At 49.5% G+C, this 20,010-nt stretch carries 19 protein-coding genes and 2 tRNA genes; 3 read left to right on the top strand and 18 right to left on the bottom strand.

Annotated elements, in window-relative coordinates:
* Positions 1-121: 121 nt before the first annotated feature.
* From DBY97_RS06830 to mraZ, 14 genes are all read right to left on the bottom strand, one after another.
* Complete coding sequence (locus DBY97_RS06830; protein ID WP_107857897.1) at positions 122-1,618, bottom strand: amidase; 1,497 nt, start codon at positions 1,616-1,618, stop codon at positions 122-124.
* Positions 1,619-1,861: 243 nt separating this feature from the next.
* Positions 1,862-3,199 (bottom strand): UDP-N-acetylmuramoyl-L-alanine--D-glutamate ligase, encoded by a 1,338-nt coding sequence (gene murD / locus DBY97_RS06825; protein ID WP_107857896.1) that lies wholly within the window; start codon positions 3,197-3,199, stop codon positions 1,862-1,864.
* 85 nt (positions 3,200-3,284) lie between these two features.
* The gene (locus DBY97_RS06820; RefSeq protein ID WP_107857895.1) at positions 3,285-4,130 is read right to left on the bottom strand and encodes an SEL1-like repeat protein; all 846 of its coding nucleotides are present in this window, start codon (positions 4,128-4,130) and stop codon (positions 3,285-3,287) included.
* Between the two features lie 213 nt (positions 4,131-4,343).
* A complete protein-coding gene (locus DBY97_RS06815) occupies positions 4,344-4,940 on the bottom strand; it encodes a tetratricopeptide repeat protein (protein ID WP_107857894.1) in 597 nt (198 codons plus the stop codon).
* A 125-nt stretch (positions 4,941-5,065) separates the two neighbouring features.
* Complete coding sequence (gene mraY / locus DBY97_RS06810; protein ID WP_004518887.1) at positions 5,066-6,148, bottom strand: phospho-N-acetylmuramoyl-pentapeptide-transferase; 1,083 nt, start codon at positions 6,146-6,148, stop codon at positions 5,066-5,068.
* 101 nt (positions 6,149-6,249) lie between these two features.
* A complete protein-coding gene (locus DBY97_RS11435) occupies positions 6,250-6,399 on the bottom strand; it encodes a hypothetical protein (RefSeq protein WP_049335337.1) in 150 nt (49 codons plus the stop codon).
* Between the two features lie 15 nt (positions 6,400-6,414).
* Positions 6,415-7,779, bottom strand: a complete 1,365-nt coding sequence (locus DBY97_RS06805; RefSeq protein WP_107857893.1) for a UDP-N-acetylmuramoyl-tripeptide--D-alanyl-D-alanine ligase — start codon at positions 7,777-7,779, stop codon at positions 6,415-6,417.
* Positions 7,780-7,809: 30 nt separating this feature from the next.
* The gene (locus DBY97_RS06800) at positions 7,810-8,823 is read right to left on the bottom strand and encodes a DUF1887 family protein (protein ID WP_107857892.1); all 1,014 of its coding nucleotides are present in this window, start codon (positions 8,821-8,823) and stop codon (positions 7,810-7,812) included.
* Positions 8,824-8,876: 53 nt separating this feature from the next.
* Positions 8,877-9,398: a M23 family metallopeptidase gene (locus DBY97_RS06795; protein WP_107857891.1), complete on the bottom strand. Its 522-nt coding sequence runs from the start codon at positions 9,396-9,398 to the stop codon at positions 8,877-8,879.
* A 180-nt stretch (positions 9,399-9,578) separates the two neighbouring features.
* Positions 9,579-11,057: a UDP-N-acetylmuramoyl-L-alanyl-D-glutamate--2,6-diaminopimelate ligase gene (locus DBY97_RS06790; protein WP_107857890.1), complete on the bottom strand. Its 1,479-nt coding sequence runs from the start codon at positions 11,055-11,057 to the stop codon at positions 9,579-9,581.
* Between the two features lie 26 nt (positions 11,058-11,083).
* On the bottom strand, positions 11,084-12,832 hold the full coding sequence (locus DBY97_RS06785; protein ID WP_070826304.1) for a peptidoglycan D,D-transpeptidase FtsI family protein: 1,749 nt from the start codon (positions 12,830-12,832) through the stop codon (positions 11,084-11,086).
* A gap of 78 nt (positions 12,833-12,910) precedes the next feature.
* Positions 12,911-13,174: a cell division protein FtsL gene (gene ftsL, locus DBY97_RS06780; RefSeq protein ID WP_003681879.1), complete on the bottom strand. Its 264-nt coding sequence runs from the start codon at positions 13,172-13,174 to the stop codon at positions 12,911-12,913.
* Between the two features lie 62 nt (positions 13,175-13,236).
* Positions 13,237-14,199, bottom strand: a complete 963-nt coding sequence (rsmH, locus tag DBY97_RS06775; protein ID WP_107857889.1) for a 16S rRNA (cytosine(1402)-N(4))-methyltransferase RsmH — start codon at positions 14,197-14,199, stop codon at positions 13,237-13,239.
* A complete protein-coding gene (gene mraZ / locus DBY97_RS06770) occupies positions 14,196-14,651 on the bottom strand; it encodes a division/cell wall cluster transcriptional repressor MraZ (protein WP_039861849.1) in 456 nt (151 codons plus the stop codon). The genes rsmH and mraZ overlap by 4 nt, the downstream gene beginning before the upstream one ends.
* Before the next feature lie 402 nt (positions 14,652-15,053).
* Here mraZ and DBY97_RS06765 point away from each other — a divergent pair, with 402 nt between their 5' ends.
* From DBY97_RS06765 to DBY97_RS06755, 3 genes are all read left to right on the top strand, one after another.
* Entirely contained in the window at positions 15,054-16,205 is a 1,152-nt protein-coding gene (locus tag DBY97_RS06765) for a class I SAM-dependent methyltransferase (protein ID WP_107857888.1), read from the top strand.
* Between the two features lie 106 nt (positions 16,206-16,311).
* Positions 16,312-16,388 (top strand) — tRNA-Met (locus DBY97_RS06760).
* Between the two features lie 6 nt (positions 16,389-16,394).
* Positions 16,395-16,470: transfer RNA gene (locus DBY97_RS06755), tRNA-Ala, on the top strand.
* Positions 16,471-16,610: 140 nt separating this feature from the next.
* On the opposite strand, the gene DBY97_RS06750 is transcribed toward DBY97_RS06755, so the two are convergent.
* From DBY97_RS06750 to DBY97_RS06735, 4 genes are all read right to left on the bottom strand, one after another.
* Positions 16,611-17,015, bottom strand: coding sequence for a ClpXP protease specificity-enhancing factor (locus DBY97_RS06750; protein WP_004518899.1), 405 nt, complete (start codon positions 17,013-17,015; stop codon positions 16,611-16,613).
* Between the two features lie 11 nt (positions 17,016-17,026).
* Entirely contained in the window at positions 17,027-17,632 is a 606-nt protein-coding gene (locus DBY97_RS06745; RefSeq protein ID WP_039861850.1) for a glutathione S-transferase N-terminal domain-containing protein, read from the bottom strand.
* A gap of 215 nt (positions 17,633-17,847) precedes the next feature.
* Entirely contained in the window at positions 17,848-18,636 is a 789-nt protein-coding gene (locus DBY97_RS06740) for a cytochrome c1 (RefSeq protein ID WP_180947878.1), read from the bottom strand.
* 14 nt (positions 18,637-18,650) lie between these two features.
* A complete protein-coding gene (locus tag DBY97_RS06735; RefSeq protein ID WP_107857887.1) occupies positions 18,651-20,000 on the bottom strand; it encodes a cytochrome b in 1,350 nt (449 codons plus the stop codon).
* Between the last annotated feature and the right edge of the window lie 10 nt (positions 20,001-20,010).

The following is a 20,010-nucleotide window of genomic DNA, read 5'->3' as shown; positions in this document are numbered from 1 at the left end:
TGCGCCCTCCCCTACCCTTTGATATCGGCAAAAGGTCGTCTGCAATCGCTTTTATGTTTTCAGATAGCCTTGTATAAATCTTTTCTTCAGGAAATAGGCTACTTTTTATCCCATGCAAACCCTACGCCAACTGCGGTATTTCCGCCCACGGCTGTATCTGTTCCAACTGCGCGGCGAGGCTAAGCAGCGTGTCTTCGCGTCCGTGTGCGGCGGCGAACTGGGTGCCTACGGGCAGCCCGTTATGCCGGTAAAGCGGCACGCTCATGGCGGGGTTGCCGCTCATGTTCAGCGGCGACGTATAACCGACGTATTGCAGCGTCGTGGCGGCTTCTTTTTCTAAAAACGGGTTGTTTTTCAACAGAAAACCCAAGCGCAGCGTGCCGAACAGCAGGCGCATGGCTTTTTGTGCGGCGGGCGGCGGCATCATTTCGCCGATTTTCGGCGTGGTGCGCGGGCAGACGGGCGTCATCAACACGTCGTAGCGTGTGAAAAATGCTTTGGCGGCACGTTCCTGCGCCAGCATCACGTCGCGCGCCCATGCCATTTCGCCCGCACTGATTTGCCGACCCTGCACAATCATTGCCCACGTTGTCGGTTCAAGCAGGCAGTGCGGCAGTTTTTGTCCGGTTTCGTATTGATATTGGTAGAACAGTTTTGCCGTTTCGCCCATGACGATGATGCGGGCGGCGAGGTTGAGCTGTTCGGGCGGCGCGAAATCGGGCGTGGCTTCTTCCAATTCGTGTCCCGCGTCTTGCATCAGTTTCAAATTATGGGCGAACGCGGCTTCCGTGCCTTCGTCGTTACCGCCGCCAAACCATGTCTGTTTCCAAAAAGCGATTTTCAGACGACCTGTTTCTAGTTTCAGGCTGTCTGCAAAACCGTTTTCGGGCGGCGGCGGGCAGGCATACAGGGCGCGGGCTTGGGTTTGGGCGGCGATGTCCAGCAAAACCGCGCTGTCGCGCACGCTACGGGTCAACACATGGTCGCATACCAAACCTTGCCATGCCTCCGATGCGTTCGGCGCGTAACTGCTGCGGCCGCGCGTGGGTTTCAGCCCGAACACGCCGCAGTTGTGCGCGGGTAAGCGAATGGAGCCGCCACCGTCGCTGCCGTGCGCTGCGGGTACGACGCCCGAAGCCACTGCCGCCGCCGCGCCTCCGCTGCTGCCGCCCGCGGTGTAGTCCAAATTCCACGGATTGCGCGTGATGCCGTAAATTTCGGTTTCGGTAACAGGATACGCGCCCCATTCGGGCGTGGTGGTTTTGCCGAACACGCGCAGCCCCGCATCGAGATAGGCTTGGGTCAAATCGCTGTTTTGTTTGGCAATGTAATGCTGCATCATGCGCGAACCCGACCATGTCGGCGCGCCTTCCCAATCCGCCAGCAAGTCTTTGAGCAAAAACGGTACGCCCGCCAGCGGCGTATCGGCATTTTCAGACGGCCACTGCCACGCCGCCGCGCGTTCGCGCAAATCGTGCGCCAACAGATTGAGCTTGGGATTGACTTCGTCCAAGCGGTTTAAAGCAGCCTGCAACACTTCATCGGCAGACACTTCTTTTTTGCGGATCAGCTCTGCCAAACCGACGACATCGTAACGGATGTAGTCTTGAAAATTCATGGGTTTTCCTTTCGGATTGATGAACACACGTTTTTTCGGTCAGGCATGGCTGCCCGCCGCCTCGCCGTTTGCCCGCATATGCAAACTTTAAGAAACAGTAACACCGGATAAAGGCAAGGAACAAGTTTACCGTTGCTACAAAAAGGTCGTCTGAAACTGCCTTAACGTTTTCAGACGACCTTTGAGACAATGACACACAAGGTTTACGGTAAGACCAACCCTCTTTTCATCTTTCAGACGGCCTTACAAAGCCTTAAACGCTTCAATAAACACTTCCGAACGGTGCGCATAGCCTTTAAACATATCAAAGCTCGCACAAGCCGGGCTGAGCAGCACGATATCGCCCGCTTCGGCTTGGGCGTATGCCGTTTGAACGGCTTCTTCCAAAGTGGCGCAGTCGGTCATATTCAAGCCGCAGCCGTCCAAATCGCGGCGGATTTGCGGCGCATCGACACCAATCAAGAACACACCTTTTGCCTTGCCGACAAGCGCGTTGCGCAGGGGCGTGAAGTCCTGCCCTTTGCCCATGCCGCCTAAAATCACGAAGAGCGGATTTTGCAAACCGGCAATCGCGGCGGCAGTCGCGCCGACGTTCGTGCCTTTGCTGTCGTCGATGAACACCACGCCGTTTTTCTCGCCGATTTTTTCCACGCGGTGCGGCAGGCCTTGGAAGGTTTTGACGTGTTCGAGCAACTCATTTCGCGGCAAACCGATAGCCCCACACAAAGCCACGGCAGCCATGACGTTGGCGGCGTTATGTAAGCCTTGCAGCGGAATGTCTTGCGTGGCAATCAAATCTTCATTGCCTTGTTTCAAATGGCCTGTCTCGCGTTCCAACCAAAAATCGGCTTCGTGTTCCAAAGAAAACCATTTCACCTCGCGCCCGGCACGCTTCATCGCGCGGCAGAACGCATCGTCTGCATTCAAAACCTGCACACCATCGCCACGGAAAATCTTGGCTTTGGTATGCGCATAATCAAGCAAGTCATCGTAGCGGTCGAGATGGTCTTCGGAAATGTTCAATACCGTCGCCGCAGTCGGGCGCAGGCTTTCGGTGTTTTCCAGTTGGAAGCTGGAAAGCTCCAACACCCACACGTCCGCCTTTTTGCCTTCGCGCTGCAATTCCGCTTCCAAAACCGGCGTGCCGATATTGCCCGCGATAACGGTATCTAGCCCGCACTTGATGCAGAGATAGCCGACCAAGCTCGTTACCGTGGTTTTGCCGTTGCTGCCGGTAATTGCAATTACTTTGTCGCCGCGGCGGTTCACAATGTCCGCCAGCAATTCAATGTCGCCCAACACGCGCCCGCCGTTTTGCTTGAACGCCTCGATATCCGGCTGACGCTCGCTGATGCCGGGGCTGAGCGCCAGAATATCGAAACCATTATCCAACGCATCTTTCAGACGCCCCGTGTAAAACACCAGCCCGTCAAACATCTTACCGATTTGCGACACGCGCTCGGCTTTCAGCTCCGCATCATAAGCAGCAACCTCCGCGCCGTTTTTGCGCAGGTAGGCAATCATGGAAATACCCGTGCCGCCGAGTCCGGCAACGAGGATTTTTTTATTTTGAAAAGTCATTTTGGTTTTGTCCTAAAACAAATCATATTGGGCAGGGAGATGTCCGCTCCTGCCCAAACCGCTTTCAGACGGCATCGCGAGCTGTTCAATAACCCGCCTCCTTCAGGCGTTGGTAAGCCTTCAGGATTTGGTAATTGTCGCAGCCGTCTTGGTATCCGTTTTGACAAGCCTTGCCAAGCCATTCTTGGGCAAGCGCAAGGTCTTGGCGCACGCCGCTTCCTTTGTAATACATTGCGCCTAAATTGAATTGGGCTTGGGCTACCCCCTGATCCGCCGCCTGCCGAAACCATCTGACCGCTTCGGCATCATCCCGGCGCACACCGCGTCCGTTATCATACATCACGCCTAAATTGAATTGGGCTTGGGCCAACCCCTGTTCCGCCGCCTGCCGATACCATTTGACCGCTTCGGCATCGTCTTGGCGCACGCCGCGTCCATTTTCATACATCACGCCCAAATTGGTTTGAGCTTCAACATCGCCCTGTTCCGCCGCCTGCCGATACCATTTGACCGCTTCGGCATCGTCTTGGTGAACGCCTTGTCCGTTGTCATACGCCACGCCCAACAAAGCTTGGGCATGGGCATCCCCCTGCTCCGCCGCCTGCCGATACCATCTGACCGCTTCGGCATCATCCTGGCGCACGCCTTGTCCGTTGGCATACATCACGCCCAAATTGTATTGGGCTTGGGCTAATCCCTGCTCTGCCGCCTGCCGATACCATCTGACCGCTTCGGCATAGTCTTGGCGCACGCCGCGTCCATTTTCATACATCACGCCCAAATTGTTTTGGGCTTGGACATCTCCCTGCGCTGCCGCCTGCCGATACCATCTGACCGCTTCGGCATCGTCTTGGAGCACGCCGCGTCCGATAACATACATCAAGCCCAAGACAATCAGGGCGACGGCAAGCCATTTGACTGTCTGTTTCATGGTTTCTCTCCTGTTTCAGTATAAGGCGGGTTTCAGCCGCCGTTAACGATAGGACGGGGCGGATTGCAGCCGCAGGTTTATTGCGCGTTCAAATGCCGTCTGAAAGGTGGTCGGACGGCATAGGTTCAGCGGTTTTGTCCTAAAACAAATCATATTGGGCAGGGGGATGTCCGCCCCCTGCTCAAGCCGCTTTCAGACGGCATCGCGAGCCGATTAATAACCCGCCTTCAGGCGTAGGTAATTGTAGCAGCCTGCTGGGCTTCCGTTTTGACACGCCTCATCAAACCATTCTTGGGCAAGGGCGCGGTCTTGGCGCACGCCGTACCCTTTGTAATACATCGCGCCCAAATTGGCTTGGGCGTCGGCATACCCCTGCGCCGCCGCCTGCCGATACCATTTGACCGCTTCGGCATCGTCTTGGCGCACGCCGCGTCCGTTGGCATACATCACGCCCAAATTGTATTGGGCTTGGGCTAACCCCTGCTCCGCCGCCTGCCGAAACCATTTGACCGCTTCGGCATCGTCTTGGCGCACGCCGCGTCCGTTAGCATACATCAAGCCCAAATTGGTTTGGGCGGCGGCATACCCCTGATCCGCCGCCTGCCGATACCATCTGACCGCTTCGGCATCGTCTTGGCGCACGCCGCGTCCATCTTTATACATATTGCCCAAATCGGTTTGGGCTGCTGCATTCCCCCGTTCTGCCGCCTGCAAGGTTTCCCGAAAATCCGGTACATTAGCTGCCCATGCCGCTTGATTCAAGCCCAAGGCAATCAGGGCGGCGGCAAGCCATTTGGTTGGTTGTTTCATGGTTTCTCTCCTGTTTCAGTATAAGGCGGGTTTCAGCCGCCGTTAACGATAAGGCAGGGCGGATTGCCGCCGCAGGTTTATTGCGCGTTCAAATGCCGTCTGAAAGGTGTTCAGACGGCATAGGTTCAGCGAATTTTGAGGGTACTCAAACCAATCAGCACCAAGACGATGGTGATAATCCAGAAACGGACGACGACTTGGGTTTCTTTCCAGCCTTTTTGTTCGTAATGATGATGAATCGGCGCCATCAGGAAGATGCGTTTTTTGGTGCGTTTGTACCAACCGACTTGCAACATAACGGAAATGGCTTCAACAACAAACAGGCCACCCATGATGACGAGGACAAATTCTTGGCGGATGATGACGGCAACAGTACCAAGCGCCGCGCCAAGCGCGAGCGCGCCGACGTCGCCCATAAAGACTTGTGCCGGATAAGCGTTAAACCACAAAAAGCCAAGACACGCGCCACACATGGCGGTACAGAAAATCACCACTTCGTTTGCGCCGGCAACGTAAGGCAATTGCAGGTATTGGGCAAATTGGGAGTGGCCGCTGGCATAGGCAAAGATAGCAAGACCGGCGGCGACAAGTACAACGGGGAATGCGGCTAAGCCGTCCAAGCCGTCGGTCAGGTTAACGGCATTGGATGTGCCGACGATGGTCAGGTAGGACAATACCAAGAAGCCGACTACGCCAAGCGGCAAGGCAACTTGTTTGAAGAAGGGAACAATCAGGATATTGTTGGCGGAATTTGTCGCTAGGTAGAACAACGCCAAACCGGCAATGATGGCAACGCTGGACTGCCACACCATTTTAAATTTGGCAGACACGCCGTTAGGGTCTTTATAAACCACTTTGCGCCAATCGTCGTAAAAACCGAGTGCGCCGGTAGCAAGCAAGACGCCTAAGAGAATCCAGATATAAGGATTTGCCCAGTTGCCCCACAAGATTGTGGACACGGTAATGGCGGTCAAAATCAGCGAGCCGCCCATGGTTGGCGTACCGTTTTTGATCAGGTGGGTTTGAGGGCCGTCGGTACGGACGGCTTGGCCGACTTTAAGCGCAGTCAGCTTGCGGATGGTCCACGGACCAAGCAATAGAGAAAACGCCAAAGCAGTCAGCGCAGCCATCACGGCACGAAATGTGGTGTATTGAAAAATATTCAGACCGGTTAACCAGTTACTGAAATGTGCGAGCCATAAAAACATGGGGCTTCCTTTTTTGTTTTTGTTGTTACAGTGGGCTTATTGCCCAATTAAAAATAAATCGGTATGCCGTCTGAAATTTCAGACGGCCTTATTGAGTAAGATTATTTCTCTACCACGCAAATCGGATAGTTTCCGGGATTCTTTCCGCCGCCTAAATCCAAGCAGGTATCTTCATAGATAAATGCCTGTACTTTCATTCCGGCATAAAACGCGGCAATCAGCAAACCAGTCAATAGTAAAATCTTTTTCATATTTCAGACGGCCATTTACGCGGTTGTTGCTGCCAACGCCTCAATCACTTCTTCCATCTTCATAAAGCGCGAGCCCTTAACCAATACAGTAGCGCGTTCAGGCAAGTCGTGGCTCAACACTTGAATCAGCGGATCTTTGTCAGCAAACCACAAACCTTCCGCGCCAAATGTTTCTGCCGCTTCAACGCTGTTATCGCCGACAAAATACGCAGCCTCGATACCTTTATCCCGTGCATACGCGCCAACTTCGGCGTGCATGGCGGCTGCCTCATCCTCACCCAATTCGCCCATGTCGCCCATCACAAAAATACGCGGTGCAGGCATAGCGGCGAGCACATCAATGGCGGCTTTCATGCTATCAGGGTTGGCATTATAAGTATCGTCAATCAAAGTCGCGCCTTTAATGCCTTGCTTGATATTCAGACGGCCTTTGATATTACTGAAATTTTTCAGGCCGTCTAAAACTTCGGCAAGGCTCAAACCTGCTGCCAAAGCCAGAGCCGCCGCTGCTACGGCATTATGCACATTGTGACGGCCGGGGACCGGCAGTACCACGGTAACACGTTCATTGTCACGCACCAAATCAAACTCGCAGGACAACGGTTTCAACTCAATATTTTCTGCATGGACATCGCCTCTGGCAACGCCGAAAGTCTGAGCGTTCAATTGCGCAGTAGCGGCTTCAAATGTAGCGATATTGGCATCTTCGCACGGAATCAGCGCAATGCCGTCTGAAAGCAAACCTTCGTAGATTTCACTTTTTGCTTTAGCAATATCGCCGACGCCATCAAAACCGCAACCGACATGCGCGCGCAAGGCATTATTAACCAAAGCAACATTCGGACCTGCGATTCGGGTCAGCAAAGACAATTCGCCAAAATGGTTCATGCCCATTTCAATGACGGCATAACGATGTTTTTCGTTCAGTTTCAACAAAGTCAGCGGCAGGCCGATATGATTGTTGAAATTGCCGGCAGTTGCCAACACAGCTTCATCACCAAACCGATGACGTAATACGCCGGCCAACATCTCTTTAACCGTCGTTTTGCCGGAAGAGCCGGTAATACCGAAGACAAACGGATTCACATTTTCACGCCACGCCTTCGCCAGTTTTTGCAAAGCCGCAAGCGTATCATCAACCTTCAATGCGCCTTTCAAAGCCGCACAATCTTCGCGCGAAACCACAACTGCCGTTGCCCCCGCTGCCAATACATCTTCAACAAAGTCATGCGCGTCAAAGCGCTCACCGGCAAGCGCGAAAAATACGTCACCTTCTTGAATATCGCGGCTGTCTGTAACAATACGCGAAACGGGTTGATTTTCAGACGGCATCGGAAGGCCGAGCGTTTGGCAGATGAAATTTAGGTCTAGTGGTTTCATGGTTTCTTTTGTTTGTTTTTTCAGACGGCCTCACATAACCATCTGTAAATGTTTCATCATAGATTTAGGTGTAACAAAAGTTAAACCGTACATACTGCCTAATGCCACTGCCTGGCTTTCCTCTAAATCGGCAACCAGTATCACAAAGCGGTCATCCGGCAAATTCAATCGTTTTTTCAAGCGTACATATTTTTCAATGTCTCGTCTGAACTCCCCTGATTTACATTCCACCACAACTGGCTCTTTACCCATCGGCAAAAATACAACATCTAACTCCTGTTTATCTTCATTGTCGAATTTGACTTTTACATTTCGAGCGCAAGAAAAAGCATAATCCTTACCTTTGTGTTTTGCTTCTTCAAGCATTTTGCCCAGCGCAAACCATTCAAGCCAACCACCACAAAAAAAGTGCTTGATGGCAGTAGCACGTTGCAGATTCAAGCGAACAATTTTTTCCTGTTTCTGATAGAAATACTTAGAAAACAGAGTATGGCTATAAAATTGTCGACATAGATTATTCATTGTTTGCCCATCTTTTTGCGACATTTTACCTATATCCAAACTAATGCTTGTGTGGTTGTGACTATATGCCCGACTAATCTGCCCCAACATATTTTTAGTAATCTGATAATTGCTGCCCAATTTAGTGGCAGCCTCATCAAAAAAACCGCTCATATTGACCGCCTGAAAGTCAAACATCGGCACAATATTGGCTCGGGCAAACCATTGCCGTATTGGTTCATGCTGTTTTTCAGTAGCTAAAATGTCGGTTTCCGATAAATTGACGCCTGCCAGCAGATTATAATTTTGATTTTCCGAACCAGTATCTTGCTGTGCATTTTCCTCCCTGCCGTCTTCCTGTTGCTTCAAAGCCTGCAATTCCCGGTTCACTGAAAAATAACGTTCCAACAATTTACTGACAAAAAATAAAGTGTCGTAAACCTTAACCGGAGCCGTGCATTTTGGACAAGCAATTTCACTCATTCCGGATTCGTAGTAATGCTCATTCATGTAACCGCATTTATTGCAGCGAAAAATACCCATAATGTTCCCTTATTATTTGTTTCAAAATTTATTTCAGACGACGTTTGAAAATTTTATCTTTCCTGATTAATCAACGGATACGGATTTACTGCACCGCCCGGCAGATACACCCCGTAATGCAGGTGGGCCGGTGTGGTTCTGGCATTGCCGGTTTTACCGACATAGCCGATGACCTGTCCTTCTTTTACTCGTTCATACAGACGGATACGGGCAAATTTATTGAGGTGGGCATAGTAATGCCAAGCACCCGGCCCTTGAATACCGATAACTTTACCACCCAATCGGTTGCGTCCGATTTTGGTCACGATACCGGGCGTGGTACTGCGTATCGGCGTGTTTTTCTTAGCAAAAATATCCACACCTTCATGCCTGCGCCCCTGACTGCGCGCCGCGCCCCAAGTGTCGTCAAAACGCTTGCCTTTAACAGGATTAGGCAGGCTTTGTTCGGCCGGAGGCTGTTGCGCCCTCAACTGCTCGATTTCAGCAGTTGGACGCGGAAGTTGTTTGGTTGTACAGCCTGCGAATAAAACTACGGCTGCACTGATTAATAAGGTTTTTGTCGGCATTTTCAGCATCAAATCGGTCTCCTTGTTGTTCAGACGGCCTTGTTAAAAAGTCTTCCGAAACAAACAACTGTGATGGGTTTAATGGCTGACGTGCCGTAATGCGTGTGTCGTATTGCTTTTATTGTATAGGTTTAAATCTTTTTCAGACGGCCTTGAGGTTTCGGGCCGTCTGAACATTTGCGATATGGTCTATCTGCGCTCTGCCAATGCTTTTTCTGCGATTTCAAAATCGGAGAAATGGTGCTTCACGCCTTGTACATCCTGATAGTTTTCATGCCCTTTACCGGCAATCAGAATGATGTCGTTCGCGGCAGCCTGCTCAACCGCATAACGGATGGCAACGGCACGATCAACTTCGACGCGTTCAGGATGAGGCACGGCAGGCAAAATATCGTTGATGATGTCTTGAGGATTTTCCAAGCGTGGGTTGTCGCTGGTTACGACAACTTTATCGGCACCCTGCACGGCTGCCGCACCCATCAATGGGCGTTTGCCACGGTCACGGTTACCTCCGCAGCCAAATACGCACCACAAAGCCGCGCCCTGCGGTTTGATTTCCTGCAAAGTGGAGAGTGCTTTTTCCAGTGCATCGGGCGTGTGGGCATAATCGACAACAACCAAAGGTTTGCCGCTGTTCATAATGCAATCCATGCGGCCTGAAGCGGGACGGATTTTTGCCAGTACTTCCAAAACGTTATTGAGTGGATAACCGTTGGCACACAGCAAGGCAACGCAGGCGGCGAGGTTTTGCGCGTTGAATCGTCCGAGCAGACGGGTACGGCATGTTCCTTCGCCCCACGGGGTTTGGAATACGGCTTCCATGCCGTCTGAAGAAGCGGTGAAATCGGTAATACAAATATCGGCTTGCTCGCTGAAGCCGTAACCGTAAACGGCTAAATCGGGACAGTCTTTTTTCAGACGGCCTACCAGTTCTGCACCGTATTCATCATCGACATTGATAATGGCGTGTTGCAGACCATGCCAGTAGAACAGGCGCGATTTGATGGCACCGTATGCTTCCATGGTGCCGTGGTAATCGAGGTGGTCGCGGGTGAGATTGGTGAAGATTGCACTGCGAAACGGCACGCCGTTGACGCGCGATTGGTCAAGGCCATGGCTGGAAACTTCCATCGCGGCGGCTGTTGCGCCTTGCTGGCGGAAGCGGTAGAGCAGGGTTTGAACATCAACGGGAGCTGGCGTGGTATGCGTGGTCTCTTCCAATGCACCCCAAAAACCGTTGCCGACCGTGCCGATAATAGTGGTTTTTTCGCCCAGAAGATCGGCAGCTTGCGCCAGCCATTGTGTGATAGAGGTTTTACCGTTGGTACCGGTTACTCCCCAAACTTTAAGGCCGTCTGAAACATTGCCGTAAACCTGTGCCGCCAACATACCGGCGCGATGTTTCAGATCTTTAATGCCTTGATTGGGAACGTTCCATTCAGGATTCCATGTAAATTTGCCGTCATCATCCCAAAAAACAAAGGTTGCACCGTTGGCGATGGCGGCAGGGATATAGCTGCGGCCGTCTGTATATTCGCCATGACAGGCAACGAAAATATCACCCTGTTTAATTTGTCGGCTGTCTGAATGCAACAAACGCCCTGCTGCGTTTTCACACAGCAGAGGCGGAAAGTTGGTTTCAGCCAAGGGGGTTAACTTGCTGAACATAAACAATATCTCTTTGATTGTTTGGATTATGACGGTACTTTGACAGTAGCGGTATTACTCAAAGGCTTGGTCGGGGAAACGCCCAAGATGTTCAAGCTTCCGCTCATGACTTCTTTGAATACAGGACCGGCAACCACGCCGCCGTAATAGCCGTTGGCAGTCGGTTCGTCGATGGTAACGGCCACAATCACGCGTGGATTTTTAGCCGGAGCAAAGCCGATGAACGTACCGACGTGTTTGTTGTCCACATAGCGACCATTGACCAGTTTACGCGCCGTACCGGTTTTCGCACCTACGTCGAAACCATCCACAGCACCGGCAGTACCGGTACCGCCGGCTTCAGTAACGGAAACCATCAACTCGCGCACTTTTTTTGCAGTAGAGGCTTTGATGACGCGCTTGCCTTTAGGCGCAACCGCCTGTTTTTCAAAGCTGACCGGCAACAATTCGCCATCATGGGTCAAGACAGTATAGGCTCGCGCCAATTGCAATAAGCTTAATTGCAGGCCATAACCGAAAGACATAGTTGCCTGTTCGATTTTTTGCCATCTGCGCCAGCTTCTCAACAAACCTGCAGTCTCACCAGGAAAGCCTGAATGCATGCGCACGCCCACACCTAAATCGTGATAGAAATCGTACATTTCTTTAGGCGTAAACATGGCAGAAAGTTTACTGGTACCGACGTTGGAAGATTTTTGCATAATGCCACGCACATCCAAAGTAGGATAAACGTGGGTATCTTGTACGGTAGCCGGACCGATTTTGTACGGCAGGGTATTAAATGTGTCGGTTGCATCCACTTTTCCGGAATCCAATGCTTTGGCAATGGTAAACGGCTTCATGGCAGAACCTGGTTCAATCATATCGGTTACGGCGCGGTTGCGACGCTGTTCGCTATTGGCTTGGCCGGGCTGATTCGGATCGTAAGCCGGGCTGTTGACCAAAGCCAAAATCTCGCCGGTTTGAGCATCCAATACCACAACCGTACCCGCTTTGGCTTTGTGATAAGCCACCGCTTTGTTTAACTCGTCATACGCCAGCGTCTGAATGCGCTGATCCAAAGACAAAATCATGTCTTGGCCGTTTTTAGGCACGCTGTTGCGCGGAGAGTCGAGGCTGTCTACGATATTGCCTTTGTTATCGCGCAATACCACTTTTGCACCATCTTCACCGCGCAGGCTGTCTTCACGGGAAAGCTCCAAGCCTTCCTGACCTTTGCCGTCGATATTGGTAAAACCGATAACATGCGCAAACAGATTGCCCATCGGGTAATGGCGTTTCAATTCTTTTTGGAATGCAATGCCTTTAATGCCCAATGCTTTGATTTCCTCTGCTTTCTCGTAGCTGAGTTGGCGTTTCAGGTAGATAAAGCCTTTGTCTTTTTTAGACAATTTATTTTTCAAAACTTCAACAGGCACATCGGCAATGGCCGACAATTTTTCTAATTGTTCTGCAGTCGGCATTTCCTCCATACCGGAAGGCATGGCATACAATGACTCGGTAGGCGCACTCAAAGCCAATGTGGCACCATTGCGGTCGGTAATCATACCGCGTGATGCCGGTAGCGGAAGCGTACGCACAAAACGTTGGTCGCCCTGATTTTTCAAAAATTCATGCTGACTGGTTTGCAGATAAACCCCGCGTACCAACAGACCAGTAAATGCCAGAGCAACAGCGCCCAGCACCAAACCGATACGTCCGTTACTTGTCAGCGGTTTTTTCGTTTTTGTTGTTCCAGACAGCATTTGAGGTTTATATTCGTTCTTAATTAACATGTTGAACTTCTCATGACTTAGCTGCTCAGTGAGCCATCAAATCCCGTAAATCTTGCACCAATGCAAGGCTCTGTATTCTTATTTTTTGCGTTCCAGCATAGCCGTATTATGCGCACCCGGCGGAAGCAGATGTTGCTTTTCGGCCGCCACTTTAATCAGTTTGTGGTTTGCCAATCTTGCTTGCTCCAGTTTCAAGCGCGCGTAATCCTGTTCCAACTGAATTTCCCGCTTTTGCGCCTTATCCAACTCGATAAAGTGCAAGCGCGACTGGTTTTGCTTAAACACTACGGCAAAGGCAGAAACCGTCACCAAAACCAGTAATAAAATATTCAACTTACCCATTTCAAACTTTCAGACGGCCTGTCAACAGAAACATCCCTTGCGACAATGCCGAAACGCTTTCCCTAGTCAACAACCGAAAATTCGCCGCTGCTGCGCTCCGCCACACGCAAAACTGCACTGCGCGCACGCGGATTGGTTTCAGTCTCTGTCGAACCCGGTTTGATTGCTTTGCCCACAGCCTTCAAAGGCGGTTGAGGCAAATCCGCTTCCTTGACCACCGCCCAACGGGGCAAAGGCGCATGTTGCGAATATTTTTTAATAAACTGCTTCACAATTCTGTCTTCCAGCGAATGGAACGCAATGACGGCCAAGCGTCCACCCTCTTTCAGACGGCCTGCAACCTGCGGCAAAACTGCCTCTACCTCTTCGAGCTCGCGGTTAATAAAGATGCGAACTGCTTGGAAGGTGCGCGTAGCAGGGTCTTGTCCGCGCTCACGAGTACGGACGTTTTGCGCCACAAGCTGCGCCAGCTTGCGGGTTGTATCGATGGGACTCTCCTCGCGTTGCGCAACAATGGCGCGCGCAATCTGGCGACTAAACCGCTCTTCACCATAATTCTTAATTACCTCGTGTAAATCCTGTTCGGATGCGGTTGCAATCCATTCTGCCGCAGACATCCCGCGAGTCGGATCCATCCGCATATCCAACGGCGCATCAAAGCGGAAACTGAATCCGCGGCTGCCATCGTCAATTTGCGGCGACGAAATCCCCAAATCAAAAAGCGCACCGTCAATCTTATCGATGCCCAACTCATCCAAGGCCGTCTGAAATGTTTCAAAACCATTGTGTACGACACTGACGCGCTTATCTTGCTCTGCCAATTCATTAGCTACCGCAATCGCCTCGGGGTCTTTGTCAAAAACAACCAAACGCCCCTGCTCACCCAAACGCGACAAAATCAGTCGGGAATGCCCTCCCCTACCGAACGTACCGTCCACATAAATCCCGTCTTCACGGATTGCCAACGCATCCACCGCCTCATGCAACAAGACAGTAACATGCTGATAATTTTCAACTTTACTCACAATTGCAAATCCGTTTGACTCAATTGGAAAGCCAATTCATCAGGATCGATATCCAAAGCCTGATTCATTTCCTCTTCCCAATGTTCGCGACCCCACAACTCCATACGGTTTGCACGGCCAACCAAAGTAACTTCTTTTTCAAAATCCACGCGTTTGCGCAGATTGGCCGGAATCAAAACGCGTCCGGCGCTGTCCCATTCCAAAATCTCCGCATTGTGCAGCAGCAAATTCTGATACCGTTGCAAAGCTTCATTGCCGGCTACTTTCAACTTCAAAATCTGCTCGGCTTTTTCTTCCCAAACGGGCTCGGGGTACATCAATAATTTTTTTCGGGAATCCAGTGTGACCACAATTGCAGGCGTATAACGGCGCAGCAAAATATCGCGGAATTTGGCAGGAATCGCCAACCGCCCTTTACTGTCCATACTCAATTCATGAGCACCGCCAAACACATCACACCCCAAATTCGATTAAAATAAAACTAGAGTGGGATTAAAAATCCCACCTTCCTAAAATATTTCGTTTTCACTTCTACGGAACACTTTTTAGGAAAAAGTAACCACTTTCACCCACTATGCCCCACTAACCGACACTATAAGAAATTTTGACAATCAGGTCAAATCAACCCTTTATCTGAAATGAAACACTAAACACTTAAAATTCAACAGCTTATATATACAAAAATGCATGACAAATTAATATGCTAGCAGTTTTATATGGCATAAAATACCATATCTAGTATTGTTTATGTTTTTAAAATACTACATATAGTATTTTTACACCTAATTACCACCCCTCTCACAAGGGGCTATAATATACAAACAAATTCAAATTTTTTACATTATCTAACAGTCATGAAGCCACAACTCCCCCTTCCTTCTCCTGATGCACAAGCCTCTTCAGCACACCTGACCAAACTCATAAAAAACGAAATTGAACAACATCAAAACTGGATACCATTCTCCCGTTTCATGGAGCTTGCCCTTTACACACCTCAATACGGCTATTACAGCGGAGGCAGCCATAAAATCGGCACAGACGGCGACTTCATTACTGCCCCCACCCTTTCCCCCCTATTCGGACAAACCCTTGCCAAACAACTTGCCGAATTACTGCCGCAAACAGCAGGCAATATCTATGAATTTGGTGCAGGCACAGGCCATCTCGCCACCACACTCTTGCAAAATCTTTCAGACGGCCTGAATCATTACTACATTATCGAGCTATCGGCAGAGCTTGCAGAGAGACAACGTCAACATATTCTTGAGCACACATCTCCCGAAACAGCCGCAAAAGTCATCCACCTCACCACATTACCCGAACACTTTGACGGCATCATCATCGGCAACGAAGTATTGGATGCCATGCCGGTTGAACGCTTGATTTATCAAGATGAAGGGTTTCAACAAATCGGCGTGAGCCTAGAGAATGACGAGCTAATCGAAGCCATTAGACCATTGACCCAAGCCGAACTGATACAAACAGCCTCCTTGTACCTCCCTCCCCTCCATTCATACACAAGCGAGCTGCATCTAGCACAATATGCCTTTACCCAAACCCTGTCCGCCAAATTGCAGCGCGGCGGCATAATATTTATCGATTACGGCTTTGATGCCGCTCAGTATTACCACCCGCAACGTAAAGAAGGCACATTTATCGGCCACTATCGCCATCACACTATCCACGACCCATTTTTCAATATCGGCCTGACCGATTTGACTGCGCACGTCAATTTCACCGATATTGCACGCGCCGGCACGGAAGCAGGTTTGGACTTAATCGGCTACCTGCCCCAATCTTATTTCCTGCTCAATCTCGGCATCACTGATCTGCTGGCGCAAATCGGCAGTCCGGATTCAATTGAATACATCCAAGCAGCCGCCGCAGTACAGAAACTGATACATCAGCACGAAATGGGCGAACTTTTTAAAGTGATCGCTTTTGGCAAAAACATCGATATCGACTGGGCAGGCTTCAGCCACGGCGACATTTGCCATAAACTATAGCCTGACAACTTACTTTTTATTTTTTAAAAACAATAAGAAATAAAAAAAAACAAAATTAGCGCTTGCCAAATATTCAAAAAAAACTATAATAGCCACTTCACGAAACGGCGAATTAGCTCAGTCGGTTAGAGCAGAGGAATCATAATCCTTGTGTCCGGGGTTCGAATCCCTGATTCGCCACCAAATTTTGGGGGTATAGCTCAGTTGGTAGAGCGCTTGCATGGCATGCAAGAGGTCAGCGGTTCGATCCCGCTTACCTCCACCACTAAACAAAAAAGCTCTTGTTAAACGCAAGAGCTTTTTTGTTTGGCTTAATTAATAACTGATTGCTCATTAATTTTGCCATTTCAATACCCAATCAATAAAGGCCGTCTGAAACATTTCAGACGGCCTTTTATCTTTTACTTACTTCACAAGCTTCAATACTTTTTTCGGTTTTTCTTCCGTAGATTCAGCTTTTTTATCTTCAGCCACTGCAGCTTCGATAGAAGCAGGCTGATATGGTTCTACCTCAAACCCCATACCCTCTCCACTTTCGCGACCAAATATACTGACAATATGACCAACCGGAATCCAAATCTCGTGCGCTACGCCGGAAAAACGTGCAGAGAAATTGACCCATTCGTTGTCGATATTCAAGTTATGGCTGGCAGTAGAGCCAATATTTAAAACAATCTCATTGTCACGCACATACTGCATCGGCACACGGGTATGTTCATTTACCCAAGCTACGATGTGCGGTGTTTGGTTATTATCCAGACACCATTCATACAAAGCACGCAACAAATATGGTTTGGTTGAAGTTGCCATAGATCCGTCCTTTAGCGGCGCATGGCTTTTTCAGCCGGCGTCAATGCTTCAATAAAGGCTTCGCGCTGGAAAATCCGCTCGGCGTACTTCAGCAAAGGCGCAGCAGATTTACCCAGTTTGATGTCGTAATAGTCCAAACGCCACAACAGTGGAGACAAGGCAACATCAATCATGGAAAAGTCATCGCCCAAGATGTATTTGTTTTTAGTAAAAGACGGCGCCAACAGTGTCAAACCATTGCCAATGGCTTCACGCGCTTTAGCTTGTTCTTTATTGGTAGATTCAGGGTTTTCCAACACTTGCACCAAGCTGAACAATTCTTTTTCCATACGGTACAGCACCAAACGACCGCGACCGCGCATAACAGGATCACCCGGCATCAGTTGAGGATGAGGGAAACGCTCATCAATGTATTCGTTGATAATATTTGATTCGTGCAAAATCAAATCACGCTCAACTAGAACCGGTACTTGGTTATACGGATTCATCAAAGCCAAGTCTTCAGGTTTATTGAACACGTCCACATCTTTGATTTCAAAATCCATGCCTTTTTCGTACAGCACAAAACGGCAGCGTTGGCTGAATGGACAAGTAATACCTGAATACAAAGTCATCATAATCTTCTACTCCTGATCAATCTTTTCAGACGGCCTTAAGCCTTATAAAAATTCAGAAAGAATTATACATAATTTCAAATACTTAATCCATAAATTTAAAATAACACACTGTTTACATTAAGTAATTTTTAGATTTGCATTAATTCGACATAAATTGATTAAGCAAACAAAAAAGGCAAACCTGAAACAGGTTTGCCTTTTTTGATTCAAAAGAATTAATGAACGTCTTTCCAGAATTCTTTTTTCAGGAAGTACGCCAACGGCAACATTACGGCAAACAGGAATGTCAAAACCATGTAACCGATACGGTGGCGTTGCAATTGAGCAGGCTCACCCATGTATACCAGGTAGTTTACCAAATCGCGCACATAAGCATCATACTCTTTTTGGATTACTTTACCGTTAGGCAGACGACGGCTGTGCAGACCGGTAGATTCCCAATACAGTTTAGGAGTCAGGTTGCCATGCTCGTCTTTAATCATAACGGGCTGACCTTTGGCATCCAACTCAACGGCTTGAACACCTTGTTGCTCCCACAATGGGTGAGGCATACTTGCGCCGGCCAAAACGGTATTGTTCCAACCGTTCGGACGAGTTGGGTCTTTATAGAAACCGCGCATATAAGCGTACAGGTAGTCTGCACCTTTAGAACGGGCAATCAGGGTCAAATCTGGCGGAGGCGCACCCAACCATTTGGAGGCATCTTTCGGATCCATTGCCGCTACCATGACATCACCAACGTTGTCTGTTGTAAACATCAGGTTTTTCTTGATTTCATCTTCAGTCAAACCGATGTCTTTCAGACGGTTGAAGCGCATACCGCTTGCAGAGTGGCAAGACAAACAGTAGTTTGTAAAAATTTGCGCACCGTGCTGCAGGCTGACTTGGTCACGCAGGTCGATATCGACTTTTTCGTAGTTTGCATGGCCGCCGCTGGCGACGGCTGCACTCATAGGCACTGCCAGCAATAAGGCAGCAAACCAGTTTTTCAGAGTTTGTTTCATTTTCGCTGCCCTCATCAGATATTGGTTGCAAACAAGTAAGCACCGACAACGGTAATACCGACGTAAACAAAGAACATAATTTTTTGTTTAGTAGTGCTCATGGTTACGCGTTCAGGAACTGGTTTGTTGGCATCCAGTTTGGTATAGAACGGCATACCCAGGAAGAATGCAAAGTAGACGAAAGACAGGATACGTGCAACCAAAGTACGAGTATCAGTTGCTACCATTGCACCCAAAATACCCAAACCGATGAAGGCAATGATGAACAGAACCAACGCAGTTTTGAAGATTGGGCCGCGATAGCGGACAGATTTAACCTCGCCTTTATCCAACCAAGGCAACAAGGCGATCAGTACAACTGCTGCACCCATACCGATTACACCCCATACCTGAGTACCGGCAAAGGAAGGAATCGCACGCAAAATTGCGTAGAACGGAGTGAAGTACCATACCGGCGCAATGTGCGGAGGTGTTTTCAGCGCATTCGCTGCATCGAAGTTTGGTGCCTCAAGGAAGTAGCCGCCGCCTTCAGGTGCAAAGAACAACACAGAACAGAAGACAATCAGGAATACAACGACGCCCAAGATGTCTTTAACAGTGTAGTAAGGATGGAATGGGATACCATCGCGAGGAATACCGTTTTCGTCTTTGTTTTTCTTGATTTCAACGCCATCAGGGTTGTTAGAACCCACTTCGTGCAGGGCGATGATGTGAGCCACGACCAAGCCGAGCAATACCAGAGGCACTGCGATAACGTGCAGGGCGAAGAAGCGGTTCAGAGTAACGTCGGAAACGTTGAAGTCACCGCGAATCCAAGTGGACAAATCGGGACCGATAACAGGGATGGCGGAGAACAGGTTAATAATTACCTGCGCACCCCAGAAAGACATTTGACCCCAAGGCAACAGGTAACCCATAAAGGCTTCTGCCATCAATGCCAAGAAAATCAGGGAACCGAAAATCCACACCAATTCACGAGGTTTTTTGTACGAACCGTAAATCAGACCACGGAACATGTGCAGATAAACGACAATGAAGAAGAAAGATGCGCCGGTGGAATGCATGTAGCGGATAATCCAGCCGCCGGACACGTCGCGCATGATGTACTCTACTGCGGTAAAGGCAGCAGGCAGATGGTAGGCGTTAAGGTTGCCGTCCGGTTTGTAGTTCATGGTCAGGAAAATACCGCTGACGATTTGAATTACAAGGACGAGCAGAGCCAAAGAGCCGAAGTAATACCAGAAGTTGAAGTTCTTCGGCGCATAGTATTGAGCCAAATGCTCATTCCACATTTTAGACAGAGGGAAGCGAGCGTCCATCCAGCCTAACAATGCTTTTGCTTTGCTATTGGTTTGGTTTGCCATAATTATCGTT

The organism is Neisseria subflava, assembly GCF_003044645.1.
GTDB classification, from domain to species: domain Bacteria; phylum Pseudomonadota; class Gammaproteobacteria; order Burkholderiales; family Neisseriaceae; genus Neisseria; species Neisseria subflava_B.
The sequence above is the reverse complement of the archived record's forward strand: the minus strand, read 5'-3'. Positions and strand labels throughout refer to the sequence as shown.

What these genes read in the sequence shown, in the direction of transcription:
- DBY97_RS06830 (WP_107857897.1), bottom strand. Translation starts at nt 1,618, where the DNA reads ATGAATTTTCAAGACTACATCCGTTACGATGTCGTCGGTTTGGCAGAG.
- murD (WP_107857896.1), bottom strand. Translation starts at nt 3,199, where the DNA reads ATGACTTTTCAAAATAAAAAAATCCTCGTTGCCGGACTCGGCGGCACG.
- DBY97_RS06820 (WP_107857895.1), bottom strand. Translation starts at nt 4,130, where the DNA reads ATGAAACAGACAGTCAAATGGCTTGCCGTCGCCCTGATTGTCTTGGGC.
- DBY97_RS06815 (WP_107857894.1), bottom strand. Translation starts at nt 4,940, where the DNA reads ATGAAACAACCAACCAAATGGCTTGCCGCCGCCCTGATTGCCTTGGGC.
- mraY (WP_004518887.1), bottom strand. Translation starts at nt 6,148, where the DNA reads ATGTTTTTATGGCTCGCACATTTCAGTAACTGGTTAACCGGTCTGAAT.
- DBY97_RS11435 (WP_049335337.1), bottom strand. Translation starts at nt 6,399, where the DNA reads ATGAAAAAGATTTTACTATTGACTGGTTTGCTGATTGCCGCGTTTTAT.
- DBY97_RS06805 (WP_107857893.1), bottom strand. Translation starts at nt 7,779, where the DNA reads ATGAAACCACTAGACCTAAATTTCATCTGCCAAACGCTCGGCCTTCCG.
- DBY97_RS06800 (WP_107857892.1), bottom strand. Translation starts at nt 8,823, where the DNA reads ATGGGTATTTTTCGCTGCAATAAATGCGGTTACATGAATGAGCATTAC.
- DBY97_RS06795 (WP_107857891.1), bottom strand. Translation starts at nt 9,398, where the DNA reads ATGCTGAAAATGCCGACAAAAACCTTATTAATCAGTGCAGCCGTAGTT.
- DBY97_RS06790 (WP_107857890.1), bottom strand. Translation starts at nt 11,057, where the DNA reads ATGTTCAGCAAGTTAACCCCCTTGGCTGAAACCAACTTTCCGCCTCTG.
- DBY97_RS06785 (WP_070826304.1), bottom strand. Translation starts at nt 12,832, where the DNA reads ATGTTAATTAAGAACGAATATAAACCTCAAATGCTGTCTGGAACAACA.
- ftsL (WP_003681879.1), bottom strand. Translation starts at nt 13,174, where the DNA reads ATGGGTAAGTTGAATATTTTATTACTGGTTTTGGTGACGGTTTCTGCC.
- DBY97_RS06765 (WP_107857888.1), top strand. Translation starts at nt 15,054, where the DNA reads ATGAAGCCACAACTCCCCCTTCCTTCTCCTGATGCACAAGCCTCTTCA.
- DBY97_RS06750 (WP_004518899.1), bottom strand. Translation starts at nt 17,015, where the DNA reads ATGGCAACTTCAACCAAACCATATTTGTTGCGTGCTTTGTATGAATGG.
- DBY97_RS06745 (WP_039861850.1), bottom strand. Translation starts at nt 17,632, where the DNA reads ATGATGACTTTGTATTCAGGTATTACTTGTCCATTCAGCCAACGCTGC.
- DBY97_RS06740 (WP_180947878.1), bottom strand. Translation starts at nt 18,636, where the DNA reads ATGAAACAAACTCTGAAAAACTGGTTTGCTGCCTTATTGCTGGCAGTG.
- DBY97_RS06735 (WP_107857887.1), bottom strand. Translation starts at nt 20,000, where the DNA reads ATGGCAAACCAAACCAATAGCAAAGCAAAAGCATTGTTAGGCTGGATG.